The organism is Burkholderia sp. PAMC 26561 (assembly GCF_001557535.2).
Classification (GTDB): Bacteria; Pseudomonadota; Gammaproteobacteria; order Burkholderiales; family Burkholderiaceae; genus Caballeronia.
In genome coordinates, this window is the sequence record NZ_CP014306.1 from 450364 (window position 1) to 469657 (window position 19294).

The following is a 19294-nucleotide window of genomic DNA, read 5'->3' on the forward strand; positions in this document are numbered from 1 at the left end:
GTGCACAACCAGTTCCATCTCGGCGCACAAATCGTCCTACGTCATAGGATATGAAGAATACGTGCAGGAAGCATACCATCCTAATGGTTTGCCCGAATATGACAAAAGAGTAGATTTTCAGCGACTCATATCATATTTTATTCTTACAACTTCAGGTAATTTATTCCGACTACATTGCCGACGCTTGAGTGCATTGAATTTAACGACGTTAAGTAGTTTCTGAAAAGAATGCCGGTGTTGCTATCCCGCGATACGCACGCTCGATCATTCGTATGTCGCCTGCCTGATTGCTCGCTTGAATGCCCTCCAATTGCGGCAGCGGCAACTCACCGAATGACAAAACGGGTAATCGCGGACCCGCAAGTCAGGGGAAATCGTGGTGAAAAAAGCCGTGGTGGGAATGTCGAAGCCGGCAGCAATATGAAGTGCGGCGGTATCGGGAGTGAAAAGATAACGTGCACCCCGGATCCACGCGATGAAGTCTGCAGTGCGCGGTGAGCGCGACGTGAGATCGATGTAATGCGCATGGTCGATCGCGCCAAAGCCCGCCACAGGCAGCCCGAAGCGCTGCCACAGCGCTTCAGCCAAGCGCGCGTGCTGCGACGCTGGAATACTTCGTACAGGCGTGCTCGCCGTGGGGCACAGCAGGACGTAATCGCCGCTCGTCGCCTGTGGCGCCGGCAAGCACAGATCCTCAAGCCAATGGTTGCGCTTGAGTTCGGCGGGAATTGATTCCGGCTTCACGCCCAATGCATCGATGAAAAAATCGATCATCGGCATTCGCGTGAATTTTGGCCAGAACAAATGGTTGCCGATATCAATGCGTAACTCCCCCTCTTCAGGGGCGGCGAGCCGGATTGGCAAATCGACAATTTCGCCAAGTTGCGGCGCGGCGATTTCATAAAGCTGCTTGACGTATGCGGGCGTATGTTTCGGTCGATAAATAGTAAAGGAAATTTGCGAAAAATTCGCTTTGATCGCGTGCAACGCCGTTATGCCAATGATGGAATCCCCAAGTGTCACGCCCATGCCGTTAATGACGCTCACCCTTGAGACAGTTGCATAATCAGGATCAAATTCAGCCAATGCAGCGTTGAAGACACCATTAGACAAACCTAGCGCACAATAATCGGCAGCTGCGGTATCAGAGACTTCAAGATCGTACGGCGCTACGATCTCTTTTTTGGCAGAAATTAGTGATCCCATGTTAGTTAAGGCAGAAATTTCATCCAGTAACATTGCGCTTTCCAGTTAGTATTGTGACATCTCCGACTTGGCCGCCCCGTTTCGAAATACGCGGCAGTGGGTTTGCAACGCACAACTCAAACTAAAAAGACAGAAGGCCTTGTAACAACATTATGCCGGACTGCGAGAACCTCAGGCAACGGTCTCAAGACATAAGCCTGAGCATACTGAGTGCTGCTGGACAAGCTCAGTTCGGCCATACTGTCGAGCACCCTCATCTCCGAAATGGTTTTTGGTGGTAACGGCGCAATGAGGACAGCTTTCTAGGTAACGGACGCGGACGAAATTTATTACGATCGATATGTTAGACGTGCGAAGACAAGGTCAGCAATAACCAACGGTAAAAAATCTCCTAAAATAAATCGAAATAGTCCATGTTTACGCTAATCCTTTCGTTCAACTTTTTGCTCACTCGTCACCAAGCGGTAGTTAAATCAAGATTATATCGCGACGTATTTTTAATCTAAAAAGACAATAGCTAGCATCTATACAACATCATTCTTCGCCATGAGGTATTGATTACTGTTAGTCTAATATAAAGCAATTATTTTTTATTTATTAAAAAGTCGAGAAATTACTTCAAGGAATTTGTTCGTAAATCAGCGAGCTAATAATAAAATACGTTTTTTCATACAAACCAATTCCACTAAAGAGTCGCGCAAAAAAACCTCTTTGTCCGAACGAACAAATTTAAGTATTTCTTTGGACAACAACTCACTCTAACTCCCAGATTGCACTGCTTGCAACCAAAACTTGTTTGTATATTCAAATAATTAACTAGAAAGGTTTTTAAGTTGTTTTGGTTAACTAAGGTGGTTCCAGCTATGTCTCGGCAGCTTTGTTGTGCCCATTGATTTGGACACTTACAGTGGCCGGAATGTTCAAGCGAATGCAGAGAAGAACATCTCATGTGGAGGTCAGGTGCGATTGTTCCTCTCCTCACCCTAGAAGGTCTTGAAGATTAATCGATGGCAAAAACCGGCCGCGACTTCACAGCGGAATGCCCCACCGAGGTAATTGAAAAAGTGATCCGGCAGAGCGCCAGTGTTGTTCTGTGCGATGAAGGCTATCACCAGATATGACCGACTCGACCCGGCTATGACACGGAGTTCTTTTCCTCCAGATCCCTCGGATAGAATCGTTTGCAGATCAGGTGCGCCTTTCTTAATGCTCTTGAAGCGAGTGCGTATGTCGTGGCTCGGGTCGATCGGCCAATCTTCTCTCTGGTTTCTCAGGGGATTTGCCCGCGTTCACCGTATGTCATGATGCTCGACTGACTGGCGATCCAATAGCGAGGTCTGCGCAGCCTTTCGCGAGATGCAGCTCCTGATACCCGTCCCACCTGTGTGCGAGACCAATTCGCTCTGGCAGCTTAAGCGCCATCGACTTCGCCTCCGGTTTCGTCATGCGCCCGAGCTTAACCGGCGCGAAGGTAATGTTACGCAGATTGGACATATGCGGAAACAGCGTCTATTCCTGAGACATCATGCCAACATCCTCACGCAGTTTTGTCATTTCGCGACGATCATGGGCGTTGGTCGTGACGTCACCAAGCGTAACGGTGCCTTCAGTCGGTATTTCCAGATCGTTCACGCAGTGAATAAAAGTGGATTTGCCAAAACCACTCGGCCCGTTAATCGTCACTATTTCGCCGCGGTGAACATCACGCCCCACGCCCCGTACGACTTCAAGAGGGCCAAAGTGCTTGCGCAGTCCTTGGATCGAAAGAAGAGGTTCATCTCGATGCCACCATCCGAGTTACGGCCTAGAGATCTGCGTGCGCCTGATCGATACGATCGCGCCATCCCTTGATCGCCACTTTTGCTTCGCTCAGACGTTCGAACGCGGTGCTCGCATGCGCGCGTAACATCAACGGGCTCGGGTCGCCGGTCGAGATGCGTGCATTGACGTTTTTGATTGGGTCGAGACACGCGCACGGCCTCAGCGTCGATGCCAAGCGGCTTGCCGAGCTGCTCAATCGCGGCGGACTCAACCATCTCGGCATCGATCAGATCAGCGGGCACCCGATTGTCCATGGCGCGGTGCACGACTGCGCCCTCGACAAGATGTGCCGCGCGAAATGACAGATCGTGATCCCGGACCATCAGGTCGACCAGCGCCTTTATGGTGGAAAGGTCGCGTGCCGCTTGACGCTGCGCGTTCTCGCGCATCGGTCGTGCGGTGCGCAGAACTCGGTCAAAAAGGTCGAGACAGCGCACGACTTCGCGCGCCGTATCTTAAAAGCCGCTAATCGCCTCACGGCTTGACTCACCAGAGTAGCTGAAGTGGGTACCTAATACCCATGGTGGCGGCCACCAGCGCGGCCACGATATGACCGCAGCGTCCCTTTAGGTATTCGAGCACTACGGATTATTCTTTTGCGGCATGTTGTTTGACGTCGTTGCGACGCTGTCGGGCAACTCGATTAGTCCGAATTCGTGCGTGGTCCAGACGTAATAATCCTGTGCGGCCCGGCTCCGGAGAATTGCGAGGAGACTCATGCCCGAGATGCTCTCCAGCAGGAAATTACGCGATGCGACCGCGTCAAGCGCGTTGTCCACGTAATCGTCAAAGCCAAGCAAGTCCGCGGTGCGCTTGCGGTCGATTCCGAATGGCGTGCCCGCGAAAGCTGCCGCGCCGAGCGGACACACGTTCATGCTCTTGAGCGTACCGATGAGTCGCTGGCTATCTTGCTCAAGCGCCTGTGCGACGCCCGCGAGACAGAAGCCGTAGGTCATCGGCTGGGCAGGTTGGAGATGTATGTACTCGGGCATAACCGCGTCCGCATATTTCTCGGCTTGTTCGAGCGCCGTGGTACGCACCTTCGACAGCGCATCGATCACGTTGACCAGCACCTTGCGTCCACGCAAGCGGTGGAGCGTCGCCATAATATAGTTGTGGCTGCGGCCCGTGTGCATGCGTGCGCCGACGTCCGCGCCGACTTCATTCATCAGATGCGCCTCGTAATTGAAATAGGCTTCCTCGCGGCCCGGATCACGTGCGACAACACCCGCGCCAGTCGCTTTCATCTTCTGAATGCCGCGTACCAAGCAGGCAGCGTGCGCCTCGCTCAAGAGAGCCTGCTCCATAAGCATGATCACGTGTGCCTTGTTGATGTCGTATAGCCGGCCGAAGATGTCCTCAAAGCTCTGCAGACGCGGCGCAAAGATACCGCTCTAAATTTCAGGCCAGCCCGCTTCGGTCAAACGCGCATGCGACGTTAATAGTAGCGTGAAAGAGCGCTCAGCGACGAGCAGATGACAAAGTAGACGAGCAGCATCAGCGCATACACCTGAAAGGTCGGGCTTCGCCCTCGCATGATGGTCGCCCGCTCGATCACGTTCTGGCCGACCTTAGAAACTCGCCGACCCCGACAAGCGCACCGATCGCAGTGGACTGCACAAGCAAAGTCAGCAAGCCTGTGAAGGCCGGTGGAGGATCGACTTGAGTGATTGCGGGCCGGCGATGAACGCCTAAATCTGCTAGCGGCGCAGGCCGAGCGCCGTCGCGCTCTTCCACTGATGCGGCGGCACCGAGTTCAGGCCGCCCGATACCTTCACCGTGTCGTCTGCGCCGCCCCCAGCGACAGTCACCGTCGCGGCAACGAACGGCGGCAGGTCGAGCCCGAGCAAAGGCACGCCGAAAAACGCGAAGAAGACGTTGACCACCAGCGGAATCCAGCGGAAAAGCTCGAAAAAGCCATGAATCGCCCATTTGATCGTGCGGTTTGGCAGCGCCGCAAGCACACCGAGAAGCGACGAGATCACCGTCGTGCAGCGTGGTTAGAAAGCAGATCGTTTAAACCATGCACGGCGACTTTGGTCAACATCCTGTGAACACTCTCCAGCCCAATTCGGGCCCGTTATTGGACAGTGACGGTGATCCGATGCCACGCTGTGCTCAGATAGCCTTTGAAATTCCATACATCGGCTGCTTGCGATACCTGAGTCTGTCCCGCCGCGTCCCATGCTCGTACTGAGAGTTCATGAGTGCCCCTCGTCAGCGTCAATTCAACGTTCCAGAGCGTCCAACTCCACGGGGTGCGAGGCTCAACGTTGAGTGCGGCTTGTGTCCACGTCACCCCGTCATCTAACGACACTTCTACGCGCGCTACCGATGTTCCCGTCGCCACGGCGTATCCGGAGACCCGGACAGGACCTGTGCACAATGTCGCTCCTTCGTTCGGTTCGCAAATGGCCGAGTTCAGCGGCATATCGTTGATCGTCGTCCCGTTCTCCCAGTTCGCGCTGGTTTCATCGACGGAAGCGGGGAACAATTTGTACTCGCGTTGCTGCATGTGATTGTCCGATGGTTTGTCGCGCACCTCGATTGATGCCAGCCACTTCGGACTGCGCACGCCCGCGTATCCTGGAACCACTACGCGCAACGGATACCCATGCTCCGGGCTCAACACTTCGCCGTTCATTTCGTAGGCGAGCAGCACATCGCCCGATAGCGCTTTGCTCGCCGGAATTGACACGCCATAGCGGAAGCGTTTGCCTTCTACTTCGCAGTCGTCGCACGCTGAAAATACCACGTGCATTTCTCCACCACACACGATGCCGGCCGATTCGAGCACGTCCTTGAGCCTCACGCCGGTCCAAACCGCATTGCCAATCGCCCCCGGCGCCCATGGGTCACCCGAGACGGGTTTCACCGTCAGCAGGTCAGCACGCCGATTTCCAGCGCATTGCATTACGGCACTGACGGACACGCGCTCAAAGCGGCTTCTAAGATCGTTCAGTGAAAGACTCATCGGACGGCTTATTCGGCCGGAGACCGAAATCCGGTGGAGCGCCTCGTCGATCACCGGCACATTGCCGTGATTGCGCACGTAGAAATCGTCTTGAGTCGTAAGCATGCCGGCGATAAGGCGCTTGAGTTCCGGCTCTGCGTTAAGCGGCGATGTGGAATGGATCCGCTTGTCGAGCCCTTTTGGTGTCATTCGCATCTCCGGCGCTAAATCGGCGTTTGGGAAGAGGTGTTACGGCACTCTACGCGATGCACGAAGCGCGCCCGGTGCCGAATTCGCGTTCAACAGCCGACGTCAAATACTTCGGCAATCGCGCTCACGGATGGCATTGCTGCCGCAGATCATCGCAAACCGGTGTCTAAAGTGACTTAACTGAGTCACCTTGTCGAACCAGCTAACGATGTCTACGCGTTCCTGGGTCCAGGAATCGGTAAGCTCGTGCGCTTGGCGCGCTTTCCTCGCGGCTTTCGCTGCCCAGGTTTGAGGTCTTCTTACTTGGCAATTCATGAAACGTTTAGTCTTCCCCGAGCAGTTCGCCATGCTGCCGCATGTGGCGCGCTGGCTTTTGCTGTCGGGTCTTGTCGGTGCCTTGGCGATAAGCGCCTTGGCCTTTTTCTCCGGGCGCTCAATATCGCGACGAACACCCGCGTGGCGAACCCCTGGCTCATCTGGCTGCTGCGGTCGCCGGCTTTTGCGTTGGCTCTGGGTTTATCTGCGGATCGGAACCAGTGTCGAAGGTGGAGTGCGGGCGGAGGGTATGCTGCGGGTGTAGAAAGCCTATTTTGGTGCCCAGAAAACGCCTAAAAATCGAACGGACGAAATGGAAAGCGCGTCATGGTTAGTCGAAAGGAGGAAAGCGAATTGACTGAGAAAACCGAAATAGTCAGCGGGGACCTGGGGCGATCTCCAGAATCGTTAGAGATACTTGCGAAATATCTCGAGCAATCGCTGGACAACGCTGAGACCATTTTGATGGTGCGCTACGAGGACAGTGTATGCACCGTCTACCTTGGCGACCCGTCGGGTCCGCGCGACGAACTGCGCAAAATCGCCACCATAGCGGTGTCTCTGGCCAACGAGATGCTTGAGCTAACGCGGTCTGGAGAAAACCAGTTATCGATTGGCGGGCAGAATTATCGTTTTGTCCGCAGTTTCGCGACAGTCGGTGTTTCAGCAGCCATTGTGTTCTTTGCAGGCTAAGCCACGCTCTTTTCATGCCGAAGCGGCGCTCAGCCGACGGGATCGTGGAACCCGAATAGCGGTCGCTCGAGGCAAAATCGCCGCAGCTGCCTCAAGCATATCGCCTTCGTCGCTTAAGCCAAACGCGGCGGAACTCTGCGACGCGCCGTGCGGCTGCACCGATGCTGCTAGGCACGACATTGAGGAACACCTGCTTGCCTCATTAACTTTTTGAATGCTCGTCTTGATGTGCTACCAGCCGACATCTCAATGACTAATAGGAAGGTTTCCAGTCAAACGAGTCCTTGGATCCGTGCACTGCATTGCACAGGCGCGAAATCAATTTCACTTGTGTCATTTCCTCGGCCATGGGTACGGCCGGAATTGCATATTCTTAAATTTCAACACGACGCGGCGCACTTATCGTGAGCCGTGCAAGACGGTTTAACCACATTTGCGGGATTTGGGGCGTGCCTCCTGGTTCCGTGAAATGAGGTTGGGGACACTTCAGCGTGGACCCGGCCGCCTGCCCCAGTCATCCATCGAATGCCACCCGCATCGGTGACGCTTTCGTTGGCCACCGGTATCTGAATGTGCAGGGCCGCCGCCGAGCAGTGGTAAGAGAAAGAGGAAAGTGCGACACGTGTCGCCGTAAGCCGGACGTAAATCGGCACAGGTGGTAGACGGCAAAGCTCTTTCTTGCCTTGTCACATTCAGCAATCGGAACATTGGAGGTTGAAGCCGTGACCTGCTGTACGACCAGCAGTTGCCTACCCGGGCATGCGCGATGGGTGACCGTCGGGTATGAAGCCTCGGGGACAACGTACTTCTCGATAGACGGCTCATCTTGGCGACAAGAGAGGAGTCGACACTGCCAGCAGCCGTGCGGTGTGAAGGCCAGGCAAATTCCGCATGCACAACGCAAGTGAACTGCCGATGGAAGCCTCGTTATTCTCGATGAGCCCAAGCTGCTGTTGGCTCTAACCAAAAGGTGGATGGCCGGTTGCCCTTCTTTTCCGTGTGGGCACGTCGTCGTAGCGCCATCGGGGTATAGGCAGATGCTAAACGGACAGGCATACCGTTGTTTAGGTGTGTCGGCAGGACTGGGAACGTGGTAAGCCTGATTCTCCGCCTTGTTTCAGCGTATCGAACCAAGGCAGGTGCCCCGCAAGGGAAACTGTTGGAGGAGCAGGTATGAGAATGCGCAGCAAGCGAATGACGAGCTGTAATGGTTCGTATAGGGGTTCGAGATTTGCCCCGACCTGAAAGGGTGCCCACTTGCGCATGGTGCAGCTGTCGCAGGCCAACATCTGAGATTCAAACGAAGGGAAGCTTGTGAGTGACCGGTTGGGCTACGGTTCAGCGCCCTTCGCCTCAGTAATGAGGCGAATCAACGATGTGACGTTTGCGAAGGGCTTGCGCTGCAATGGCAAGACCGGCGTCGATACGACGCTTAGCGCTGTGCTCGAGCTGTATGCAGGGAAACTTGCACGTACAGTTCTTCGGGGGCCCCGCTGCCGAGAGGCAGTGGGGCTACCCACTAGAGGAACGGGTTTAGATGCAGGTGTGCCGTTCTGGCAACTGGCGGCAAGTCGTGAGATCGGGGAATGACCCACGCGACCCAAAAGCGATAACTGGCTGCCGATACACCGCTAGTCCGACGATGCTTCGGTGCGCGGCGCACGCACAGGTAGGCGAATCAATACTGTTGTTCCACATCCCTCGCCATCGCTCTTGATTTCGACCGTCCCGTCATGCAGAGAGACCAAATGCTTTACGACAGCAAGACCGATCCCGAGTCCACCCTCTCGACTCGCGTCACAGATTCTTGACTGTACGAACATGTCGAAGACGCGAGGCAATGCGTTCTTCGAAATCCCCATTCCATTATCTGTAATCTCAATTGACGCTTCTGTGCGCCCAGCGCTTTCCAGCGGGGACGGTTCACGTGTCGTCACGCTCACGTGGATGAATCCACCATCGGGTGTGTACTTCGCTGCGTTGCTTATGACGTTTGTGAGAATCTGGATGAGCCGTCCTGAATCCGCCACAACCACGACCGAAGCCTCTGGCAAATTCAGTTCAAGCGAATGCTTCCGGTGGTTTATGTCTGGCAACAATAAGGCGGTTGCTTCTCTGACAATTTCTTGGAGCACCATCTCGTTTCGCTCCAATGCGACTTTGTCGTAACGAATGCGTGAGGCGTCAAGCAGGTCGTCAACGAGCCGTCCCAAATGCCGCGTTTGTCGCTGCGCTATATCGAGCGCCGACACAAAACCCTGCTTCGAATCAGATAGCCGGTAGATTGCCTCCAGGGCATTGGTCATAGGCGCCAATGGCCCTCTCAACTCATGAGCAATCATAGCAATGGCATTGCTCATGGCGTTTTCCGACGCCTGTAAAGCGACTCGGGCCGCTTCTGCCTCTTCCGCTCGTGTTTCGGCAGCCGTCTTCGCCCGCTCGACCACCAACGCAGCGCCGACGAAACTCGCAAGGCTCATCAATACTCGGGCGTCCTCCGCGTCAAACCGAGCATTCTCATCGTGTGACATCACCCAGATTGTTCCCCATGGCTCGCATTGGCCAAGGATCGGAACGACCAAACCCTCGACTACTTCAGGCATGGGCCCTTTTAAGCAATCAAAGTGGCGTTGCGGATACGCAAAGAGCTGAACGCCGCCAAGCGCCAGCGTCACTCCACAAGGGCTTTCGTCGATTGGCGTCGTATTGCCGGTGTAAGTTGAGAGGAAGCCTGCGGTCGCGACCCAACGGAAATAACTTAAGCCCGTGTCATCGCGCTCAATAAGGCTGATCCCTGCGCTTCCCGCATCGCATAGCAGCAGCGCGGTGTCGGCAAGCGTTTGCAGCATCTTTTCGCTTGAAGTCGCGAGCGAATGCGCAAGCGCATAAACGCACTGAAGCTCGGCTTCATGATTGGGACCACGACGCGCGCGCTCGCCTAATAGACCGGTAGTTAGGAACCGCTCGCGTTGTGTGCGCGCAACCTCTGGTAATAAGTTTTCAGACACGATGTCCCTCAACGGCGGTGGTCTATCGTTAATGATATTCGTATTAGGTAGAAAGTTCGGGTTTGCGATCTTTAACAGCAATTATTACCCATTTGCAGCCTTTTGAAGTGAAGATACAGGATTTAGGAAAAGATATCTCTAGTTTACTTGTTACCTAATCCAGGCGTCCTGGCCGAAATTTCGGCACGAACGCGGCCTCCAAATCTGGATCCCCTCTTTTTGATTGTCCAAAAGCCATACCTTTCGTACGTTGGAGGAGGACGAGTGCGCGACTTTGCTTCTCAAGCAGACCATGCTGCTGTGCCGCGGAGTTTTTCGTCAACGAAATACATTCTGCTGTTCGTGCTGGCTATATCGGTCCTGGTTCCATCTGCCTTTCTTTCCGCTTACGGGTTTTACGATTATCAGCGCAGAATCACCGAGGCTGACGACATCGTCGACCGTATTGCGCAAGTCGCTGAAGAACAGGCTCTGAAGGTGCTTGATTTGAATGGCGAAATTAGCGGGCGCATTGTCGACATGCTTGGGGACGGCGACGACCTCACGATACGCGACAGTGAAGACACGATTCATAAGAACCTGATTGTGATTGGCGGCGCGTTTCCGCAGGTGGCCGGGATATCGGTCTTTGGAGTGAAGGGGGACCTGCTCGCAACCAGTCGTTATTTCCCAGCCCCGCCGGTGTCGATACGTGACAGGGACGATTTCAAGCAGGCAGAGGCCATTCGTCCCGAGGCCTACTTCTCGCTCCCACTGCGCGCCAAGGTGGCGCAAACCGACGTATTCACCACGAGTATCGGTCGCTCAGGCTACGACGGCAAATTTCTAGGTATCGTTTCCATTGCTTTGCGAAGGGAATATTTCAATAGTTTTTATCGCGCCCTGACCAATGACGCAGCCGCCGTGAACGTTGCGCTCTATCGCAAGGACGGCGGCATCTTAGTTCGGTACCCCGACACTCAACCCGCCGCGGCGGCAGCCGCCTCCAACACCGCCTTTACCCGAGCAGTGAAGAACAACGAGCTTTACGGTCACTTACAGATGACGTCGTCGGTCGATAAGCTTGAGCGAATTGTGGCTTTTCGCCGTGTTGGCGACTATCCCATCTATGTTGTTAGCGGGATCTCTTCGGCGGCGATCGCAAGCCAATGGCGCAATCATCTCGTCTTCATCACGCTTATCACCGCTATTCCTTGTGCCGGAATATGGCTATTGGTTATGTTCTCGCTCAGGCAGTTAAAGGCAGAAAAGATCGCTTGGGACAAATGGCAAACGGAAACTTCCAGGCGTGAATCTGCAGAGGCTTCAACGAGACAACTTCAGCGCGTAAGCGCATTGAGTAACCTCGTGGCGAGCATAGCCCATGAATTCAATAATCTTCTGATGGTGGTCTCAACGAATTCCGCTTTGGCTCGAAAGAAGGAATTCATGAATGTTGAGAAAGAAGTTGTCGCAGTGGAGCGCGCCGGCGTTGGTGCAGAATCGCTCGCAAGGCGGCTCATGAGCGTTGCGCGAAAGCAGCCGCTCAAGCTTGAAAGTGTCGACCTTTTTTCATGGCTGTCATCCGCCAAATCGCTTGTTGCTACTGCACTCGGTGAACGGGTTCATGTGAGCATTGAGGTCTCGCCCAGCGTCTGGCCCATCTTCGTCGACAAAACCGAACTCGAATCAGCCATCATCAACATCGCAATGAACGCAAAGGACGCGCTGCCCGATGGCGGGCGATTTGTGATTCGGTGCCAGAATTCGCAACTCCCGGCAAGAAACGACCTTTTGCCCGCGGGCGACTACATCTCCATTGCTTGCACCGACAATGGTTCTGGCATGAGCGACGACGTACTAAGCCGTGCATTCGAGCCTCTTTTCACGACCAAAGCACAAGGCGCACGCCTCGGGCTGGGGCTCGCCCAAGTGCTGTCCGCAACAGAGCAAGCGGGCGGTACGGCTCGCGTCAATAGCATCCGTGGGAAAGGGACCACCGTCAGGCTTTATTTCCCTCGTTACTTGAAGCAACCCGTAGCGGTCGAGGAAACGGCGGCGGTCGTGCCGCTGCCGACCCTCCGCATGAGCACGTCCGTATTGCTGGTTGAGGATAACGAAGAAGTTGCAGCCGGGGTGTCGGCGGTCCTCGAAATGATGGGGTGCAAGGTCCAGCATGAAGTTACCGCAGACGGCGCGATGGATCTTCTGAATACAGGAGCGACCTTCGACCTGATTCTTTCCGACATTCAAATGCCTGGCGCGATGAACGGCATAGACCTCGCCGAGCATATTCTCAAGACGTGGCCCAATGAAAGCATAACGCTGATGACAGGTTACGCAGACGAGATTGAACGGGCCACCCACGCCGGTGTGAAGATTTTAGCGAAGCCGTTCGACTTGGCCGAACTTGAAAAACTGGTCGCCGAGAGCCGGTCCGACCAGGTTACTTGACTGCATCGTTGAGTTCAGACGGCCAACCCCGAGCGTGCCCATCAGGACCGGATGTCTTGCTGCGAGCCAACGTCCTCTTCTGGCTCGACAGTGAATAACATGAAGATCTCAAAACGCACTTCGATACGATGTCCGCGTTTTAATTCCCATGGCACGTGCCATGCTACACGCTAAAACGGACGAACTCGGTGTTCTCGTCGCGCAAACCGGAGAGGTCGTTGCACGATGAACCTAGCGGGCTCACCGTCCCGAATTTGAAAGCGCTGGTACTAGGTTTTAATCGACCGTTGAACTATCTACATGTCGAATCTTTCATGCTGAAGCCCATCCTCCTCGTCGAAGACAACTCCTATGATTTAGAGTTGACTCTGCTCGCACTCGAGAAGAGTGATCTTGCCAATGATGTCATTTCTGTACGCGATGGAGAGGAGGCTTTAGCCTACCTTCGCCGGGAAAGTCAATGGAGCACACGTAAAGTCGGAAACCCGGCGGTAGTGCTGCTTGATTTGAAATTACCGAAAATTGATGGCGTACAGGTCCTTGAAGCCATGCGCGCGGACGAGAAACTCAGAGAAGTCCGCGTCGTAGTGCTGACCTCATCTAAAGAAGAGCGCGACCTTGTGCGCAGTTACGACGCGGGAGCCAGCGCATTTGTCGTGAAGCCCATCGACTTCAGCGAATTCATAAAAGCGGTGGCTGATTTAGGTGTTTTCTGGGCGGTGTTGAACGAGCCGCCACCGGGCTCGGCAAAGGTAGCGCGTGAGCGAATCAATGCCGGTGGGCGCGTTTAGGCTCACGTGTGCTCACGCCCTCGCACATTGACGTCTTGATGTTCTTAACTGGATGCCGTCCGAATTGAAAAGAGCGCCACAATTGTGCATCCAACCAATCTATCTATACGAAACACGGTCGTTGGATGTCGACACGAATACGAGGTTATTCTCCGAAAGGTACAAATCCTACGCATTGCGAAACTCAACGATGATGCGGCTATGCGGAACTGAGCGATCGACCTGCACGCTATTATTGCCCATCCCCGCATAGGCCGTCACAAGCCGCATGCCAAGACCCGTTCCCTGCGCTTTCGGAAATGATTCCGGGAATCCCAAACCCTCGTCTTCGACTGTTAGGCGAGACATCGCGCCTGGGGTTTCAAGGACCACTCTGACTTGACCTCGGCCGTATTTTAGCGCGTTGGTCACGAGCTCGGCCGTGACAAAGCCAAGCGCAGAAAGTCGCGCAGCTGACAAGACTGTTGGCGCTGCTTCTAAGATGATGGACCGCTCAGTGGATAGATGGGCAAGGTCCTTTATCAGATCCGAGAGATAGACACTCGCGTCCGCTGTTTGCGCACCATCGTCCTGGTAGAGCCTTTCGTGCACCGAGGCAATGGTCATTACCCGGGCTGCCGCTGTCTCCAAGTGTGCGGCTACAGTCTTGTCCCCAGATAGACCTCCTTGTAACGCAAGCAAAGTTTGTACAAGCTGCAGACTATTGCGGACACGATGATGTATTTCCTTTACCTTGAGCGCGGATTCGTCGATTCGAAGTTCTTGTTTTTCAATTAGCTCAATAAGCCGCTCTTCTTCCAAATGCCGGCCCGTGATGTCTCGGGCCGCGAAAAGGATGCGCCTCACCTCGCCAGTATTGTCCGCAATGGGGGCGACCGAGACGTCCCACCACCGAGCGTTGCCGCGATAGGTCGCGTTGAACGCTTCGAAACGTGTCGATTCTCCGCGGGCGGCAGCATGCAACGCGCCAGAGATCGCTCGCGCTTCAGTGTCTGGCCACAATCTGCTGTGAGCGCTCCCGCCGACCTGAGAGAAATCATCGAGCTCAAATTGCGCCAAGCCACTGTCATTCATATATTCGATTAGGCCATCGACGGTCAGCACTAGAACGCAGTCAGTGCTCGCGTCCAGTACCGCGGTCGAAAAAAGCTCCTGGGGTCCTTCCTGCTCCTCCGCAGCAAGTCGCTCACGGGTTATCGAGACCACATTCGCAACCGCCTCGAGGAAGACGATATCCGTCTCAATAAAATCTTCGCCGTCGGCACTGTCCGCTTCCAACACCCCGTAAGAAACGGGGATGCCGCGAATCGGCACGTTTATGGCACGCTTGACGCCGTATTTTGCCAAGAGAGCTGGTGTACGGAATCGATGCTCCTCGCCCAAGTGGTTGGAGAGGACAGGGAGCCCGCTTCGGTATGCGTGGCCCGCAGGGCTCGCGTCGTCCGCTGCGAGCTCTACCGTTCCAATGTCTGATGTGTCCCAGCCCACTCCTGCTTCAAGCAGGAGTGAATCGCTTTCAGGCAAATATTTCAACAATTTAACGAATCGTGCGGATTTCGGCGATGGTGATCAGCCGTTTCGGCGAACGTGATCAGTATGGAAGTTGGTGTTGCGCGGTCAGAGAATTATAACGAAGGTGATCACGATGGGGATGAGTCGGATTGCTTTGCGTTGGTCTTTCGCATCGAGTCACCTTTTATTGGAAGCCTATGCGCTTGATGCACGAGCCGGTCGAGGATGGCGTCGGCGAGCGTGGGGTCTTGCAACCACGCATGCCAATGTTCAAGGGGCAACTGCGAGGTGATGATCGTCGAGCGTGAGCCCACGCGATCGTCGATCACTTCGAGCAGGTCGTTTCGCGCGCCCTGATCGAGTTCCTGCAGTCCCCAGTCGTCCAGCAATAGCACGTCAATCTTGGCTAGCTGAGCGAGGCGGCGTGTGAAGCTGCCGTCGCCATGGGCGATGCGTAATTCTTCGAACAGTCGCGCGGCGCGCACGTATAACGCGGAGAACCCTTGGCGGCACGCCTGCTGCGCAAAGGCGCACGCGATCCAGGTTTTACCGGCGCCGGTCGGTCCACTCAGGATGATGTTCTGGGCGTTGCGGATCCAGTCGCAACTAGCGAGCGTGGCAACGACTCGCTGGTCTAAGCCGCGGCTTTGCCGGATGTCGATGTCCTCGATACAGGCTTGTGGGTTCTTCAGCCTGGCGGCCTTCATCAGGCGTTCAAGACGGCGCGTGTCGCGCCAAGCCAGTTCGCGTTCGACGACCATGCCGAACCGGTCCTCGAACGACAAACTGGTGCTAGCGGTTAGTGCGGCTTGTTCCTCGAAGGCGCGGGCCATGCCGTCGAGTTTCAGGTTCCGAAGTTGCGAGATGGTTTGCTGCATCAACATGGTGACCTCCTTCGGTCAGTGGTAATAGTCAGGCCCGCGCACGTTCTCGTGTTCGGGAGATTGCCATTCAGTGAGTTCGATCGGCGTAGATGCCTGTCGGTCCAATCCGGACTTGAGGATCGATAGGACAGAACGACGCGTGGGCGAGCCGACCACGAGGGCGCGCTGACAGGCCGCTTCAAGGCGCTCGCGCCCGTATTTGCGGGCCAGCGCTAGCAGTCCCAGACAAGCCCGGTAGCCCATTTCGGGATGCGGGCGGTTGGTCAGCAGGTGCCGGACGATTGCCTCGGCGCCGGGGCCAATGGATGCGCCCCAGTTCAGCAGGCGCACGGGAGTCCACTCCAGGTGAGCGCGGTGAGCGACGGGCATGTGCTCGGGCAACGTCGTGTGTTTGTTGCGCAGATGGCTGCGGGCGTGAGCCGCTACCCGTCTGCCACCGTGAAGGATCTCGACGCCGAAACGGGTGAGGCGTGCGTAAACTGGCTGGCGCACGAGGCTGTGCGGGGCGCTGTAGTAGTGGTGATCGACCTCAACATGGTAGTCAATGTTGACGACGCATCGCACGAAGGTCGCGATCTCGTAGCGCTGGGCGGGTAACGGCCGCAACGCCGGCTGGTCGAGCCGCTCGAACCATTCGCGGCGATTACCCTGAAGCTTCTTGAACGGGCGTTGGTTGAGATCAGCGATGAGACCAGCGATCGCGCGGTTCAACTCGGTCAAGGTGAAGAAGCGGTGGTTGCGCAGACGAGCAAGGACCCATCTCTGGACCACTTGAACTGCTACCTCGGCCTTCGCTTTATCACGCGGCTTTCTTGGCCGTGCTGGGAGCATCGCTGTCGCGTAGTGGTTCACGAATTCCTGCGCCGTGCGGCCAAGGCCCGGTTCGTATCGGTCAGGTCGCGCAATCAGTGCGCGCGGATTATCTGGGACCAGCAGACTCGGAGCGCCGCCGTAGAATTCCATGGCGCCGATAAGCCCGCCGATCCAATCGTGCGTGCCCTCCGAACGCGTCGCACAGGCATACGTATAGTTCGATGCGTTATGCAGTGTTCTTCATAAGGCGTCTTGTACTAAACCGCTGACGCGGTAGTGGGAGGTAGGCGCAGGTCAGTGGCTGACGTTTCATGAAGAGGGTTGTCTGGCGCTGAACCCCGGCGAGGTGGTGAATGGTATCGCCGGGAGCAGTATGTGAACGCCCGGTTGGGCATTCCACCCACTGCTTCCAGGAGGCTCGCCATGACGCCACTGCGCCAACGCATGCTGCATGACATGCAGATCCGCAACCTTGCAGAGAATACCCAGAAGTCCTATCTGATTCAGGTAGCCAGTTTCGCCCGCCACTTTCGCCGTTCGCCCGAACTGCTGGGTCCCGAGGAGATTCGGGCCTGGCTCATCTACCTCCGCGAAGAACGCAAGCTGGCACCCGCCAGTCTCGGCGCAACGATCGGCGCACTCCGGTTTCTCTACCGTGTGACGCTCAAGCGACCCTGGAGCGACGAGGACTTTCCGTTACCGAAGAAGCCGTTCCGACTGCCAGTCGTCCTCAGCCTGGAGGAGATCACCACCTTCTTCGAGTCGGTCGCCAGTCTCAAGCACCGCACCATCCTGATGACCGCGTACGCCGCCGGACTGCGTGTCTCCGAAGTCGTGCATCTGAAGGTCACTGATATCGACAGCAAGCGCATGGTAATCCGTGTGAACCAGGGGAAGAACCGTAAGGATCGCTATGTAATGCTCTCGCCCAGGCTGCTCGAGATCCTGAGACTGTACTGGCAGGACGCCCATCCGAAGGAATGGCTCTTTCCAGGCAGCATTCCGGGGCGGCCCATCACCCGCCATGCCGTGGGCGACGCATGCGAGCTTGCACGCAAGCGCAGCGGCATCACCAAACCCGTGACACCCCATTCTTTGCGACACGCGTTCGCCACGCATCTGCTGGAAGCCGGTACTGACGTGCGCCGGATCCAGCTGCTGATGGGCCACAGGTCCCTATCGACAACGTCCCGGTACTTGAAGGTCGCCACCAGCACCGTGTGCGCCACCACCAGTCCCTTCGACCTGCTGCCGAACCCTGCACCCATTCCATCCCCGCCACCTGCGCCCCAGTACTTCTGAGCGCAGTCATGCGACCGGCGCTCGAAGTGGCGGACATTTTCCGCCAGTGTGGGCCCAGTTTCCGGCTATCCCATGCCGGGGGGCTCAGTCGTGTGCAGCGACGCGTTATGAGTGCCATCGAGCTGTGTCGTACCGCAGCGCTTGGTGCCCATCTCGAGCAGTGCGATGCATGCGGCTATCAGCGCATCAGTTACGACTCGTGTCGTAACCGGCACTGTCCGAAGTGCCAGTCACTCGCCCGCGCGCAATGGCTCGAACGCCGGCATGCGGAGCTCCTCCCCTCGACCGAGTATTTCCATGTCGTCTTCACGCTTCCCGAATCCATCGCCGCTCTCGCGTTCCAGAACAAGAGGACGCTCTACGATCTGCTGTTTCGCGCCAGCGCCGAAACGTTGCGCACGATCGCCGCCGATCCGAAGCACCTGGGCGCCGAGATCGGCTTCCTCACGATCCTGCATACGTGGGGACAGAATCTGCAGCATCACCCTCATGTGCATTGCGTTGTGCCGGGCGGCGGCATCTCCCCGGACGGCAAGCGCTGGATCGCCTGCCGTCCCGGCTTCTTCCTGTCCGTGCGGGTCCTGTCACGGCTCTTTCGACGCCTGTTTCTCGAACAGCTGCGCCGCGCTTACGACGCCGGCGGGCTGCGCCTGCACGGTCAGTTCGAGTCCCTGAGTGATCCCGTCGAATTCGCAGCCTGGCTTGCACCCGCGGCACGGGCGGAGTGGGTCGTCTACGCCAAGCCACCCTTTGGCGGTGCCGAACACGTGCTCGATTACCTGGGCCGCTACACCCACCGCGTCGCCATCTCCAACAACCGGCTGCTCGCCTTTGACGGGCACACCGTGCAGTTCCGCTGGAAGGACTATCGGCACGAGTCCAGACAAAGAACCATGACGCTCACCGCCGACGAGTTCATCCGTCGCTTCCTGCTGCATGTGCTACCTGACGGCTTCAAGCGCATTCGCAGCTACGGGTGGCTCGCCAACTGCCACCGTGCCCACAAGCTCGCCACCTGCAGGCGGCTGCTCGGTGTCGAGGCTCCCGCCGCTGCCGCAGTCGAGCCCGGGCAAGACTACCGTGACCGCTACCAGCGACTCACCGGCAAGTCACTGCGCGACTGCCCCGTATGTGGCAAGGGACACATGCTCCGCATCGAAGACATGCCCGGCAGCCTTCCACGAGCCCCACCAGGTCCCACCCATGCGCGCTAGTCGCCATCGCACCTGTTTCCGTACACGTTGGCCTTTCCTGACGAGGCCAACGCGGCTGCACTCGTGCCCTCGATCTGCTGGCGCACCAGCGTACTCCGAAATGGCGGGTGATTTGCCGGTTCACGCGCACATTCGCGCT

The 19294-nt window shown here is 56.4% G+C and carries 12 protein-coding genes and 2 pseudogenes; 5 read left to right on the forward strand and 9 right to left on the reverse strand.

The annotated features are described in order from the left end of the window. Positions 1-264 precede the first annotated feature (264 nt). The 5 genes and pseudogenes from AXG89_RS02100 to AXG89_RS02130 form a co-directional block, all read right to left on the reverse strand. Positions 265-1239 carry a glycosyltransferase family 9 protein gene (locus AXG89_RS02100; protein WP_236873363.1) on the reverse strand — a complete coding sequence of 325 codons (975 nt, stop codon included), beginning with the start codon at positions 1237-1239 and terminating at the stop codon, positions 265-267. A 1476-nt stretch (positions 1240-2715) separates the two neighbouring features. Then, positions 2716-2889: an ATP-binding cassette domain-containing protein gene (locus AXG89_RS02110; RefSeq protein ID WP_269467672.1), complete on the reverse strand. Its 174-nt coding sequence runs from the start codon at positions 2887-2889 to the stop codon at positions 2716-2718. Positions 2890-3010: 121 nt separating this feature from the next. Further along, positions 3011-4502, reverse strand: a pseudogene (argH, locus tag AXG89_RS44570) (argininosuccinate lyase). 225 nt (positions 4503-4727) lie between these two features. Then, entirely contained in the window at positions 4728-5012 is a 285-nt protein-coding gene (locus AXG89_RS42725; RefSeq protein WP_062167479.1) for an ABC transporter permease subunit, read from the reverse strand. A gap of 95 nt (positions 5013-5107) precedes the next feature. Further along, the gene (locus AXG89_RS02130) at positions 5108-6190 is read right to left on the reverse strand and encodes a molybdopterin-dependent oxidoreductase (protein WP_062167481.1); all 1083 of its coding nucleotides are present in this window, start codon (positions 6188-6190) and stop codon (positions 5108-5110) included. A 669-nt stretch (positions 6191-6859) separates the two neighbouring features. Between AXG89_RS02130 and AXG89_RS02135 the strand changes: the two genes are divergently transcribed. Further along, positions 6860-7198, forward strand: a complete 339-nt coding sequence (locus AXG89_RS02135; protein WP_119024649.1) for a hypothetical protein — start codon at positions 6860-6862, stop codon at positions 7196-7198. A 1631-nt stretch (positions 7199-8829) separates the two neighbouring features. On the opposite strand, the gene AXG89_RS02140 is transcribed toward AXG89_RS02135, so the two are convergent. Beyond that, entirely contained in the window at positions 8830-10287 is a 1458-nt protein-coding gene (locus AXG89_RS02140) for a GAF domain-containing sensor histidine kinase (protein WP_162915994.1), read from the reverse strand. 183 nt (positions 10288-10470) lie between these two features. Between AXG89_RS02140 and AXG89_RS02145 the strand changes: the two genes are divergently transcribed. Further along, on the forward strand, positions 10471-12639 hold the full coding sequence (locus tag AXG89_RS02145) for a hybrid sensor histidine kinase/response regulator (protein WP_062167487.1): 2169 nt from the start codon (positions 10471-10473) through the stop codon (positions 12637-12639). 314 nt (positions 12640-12953) lie between these two features. After that, positions 12954-13430, forward strand: a complete 477-nt coding sequence (locus tag AXG89_RS02150; RefSeq protein WP_062167489.1) for a response regulator — start codon at positions 12954-12956, stop codon at positions 13428-13430. A 168-nt stretch (positions 13431-13598) separates the two neighbouring features. Here the strand turns inward: AXG89_RS02150 and AXG89_RS02155 are convergent, their stop codons facing one another. The 3 genes and pseudogenes from AXG89_RS02155 to AXG89_RS02165 all read right to left on the reverse strand — a co-directional run. Next, positions 13599-14966 (reverse strand): sensor histidine kinase, encoded by a 1368-nt coding sequence (locus AXG89_RS02155; RefSeq protein WP_069638333.1) that lies wholly within the window; start codon positions 14964-14966, stop codon positions 13599-13601. A gap of 104 nt (positions 14967-15070) precedes the next feature. Beyond that, positions 15071-15826: an IS21-like element helper ATPase IstB gene (istB, locus tag AXG89_RS02160; RefSeq protein ID WP_062167493.1), complete on the reverse strand. Its 756-nt coding sequence runs from the start codon at positions 15824-15826 to the stop codon at positions 15071-15073. Positions 15827-15841: 15 nt separating this feature from the next. Continuing rightward, positions 15842-16864, reverse strand: a pseudogene (locus AXG89_RS02165) (Mu transposase domain-containing protein); the annotation flags it as partial. 198 nt (positions 16865-17062) lie between these two features. On the opposite strand from AXG89_RS02165, the gene AXG89_RS02170 reads away from it, so the two are divergent. Beyond that, complete coding sequence (locus AXG89_RS02170) at positions 17063-17941, forward strand: tyrosine-type recombinase/integrase (RefSeq protein ID WP_062167494.1); 879 nt, start codon at positions 17063-17065, stop codon at positions 17939-17941. Between the two features lie 8 nt (positions 17942-17949). Continuing rightward, entirely contained in the window at positions 17950-19155 is a 1206-nt protein-coding gene (locus AXG89_RS02175) for an IS91 family transposase (protein WP_062167496.1), read from the forward strand. The last annotated feature ends 139 nt before the right edge of the window (positions 19156-19294 follow it).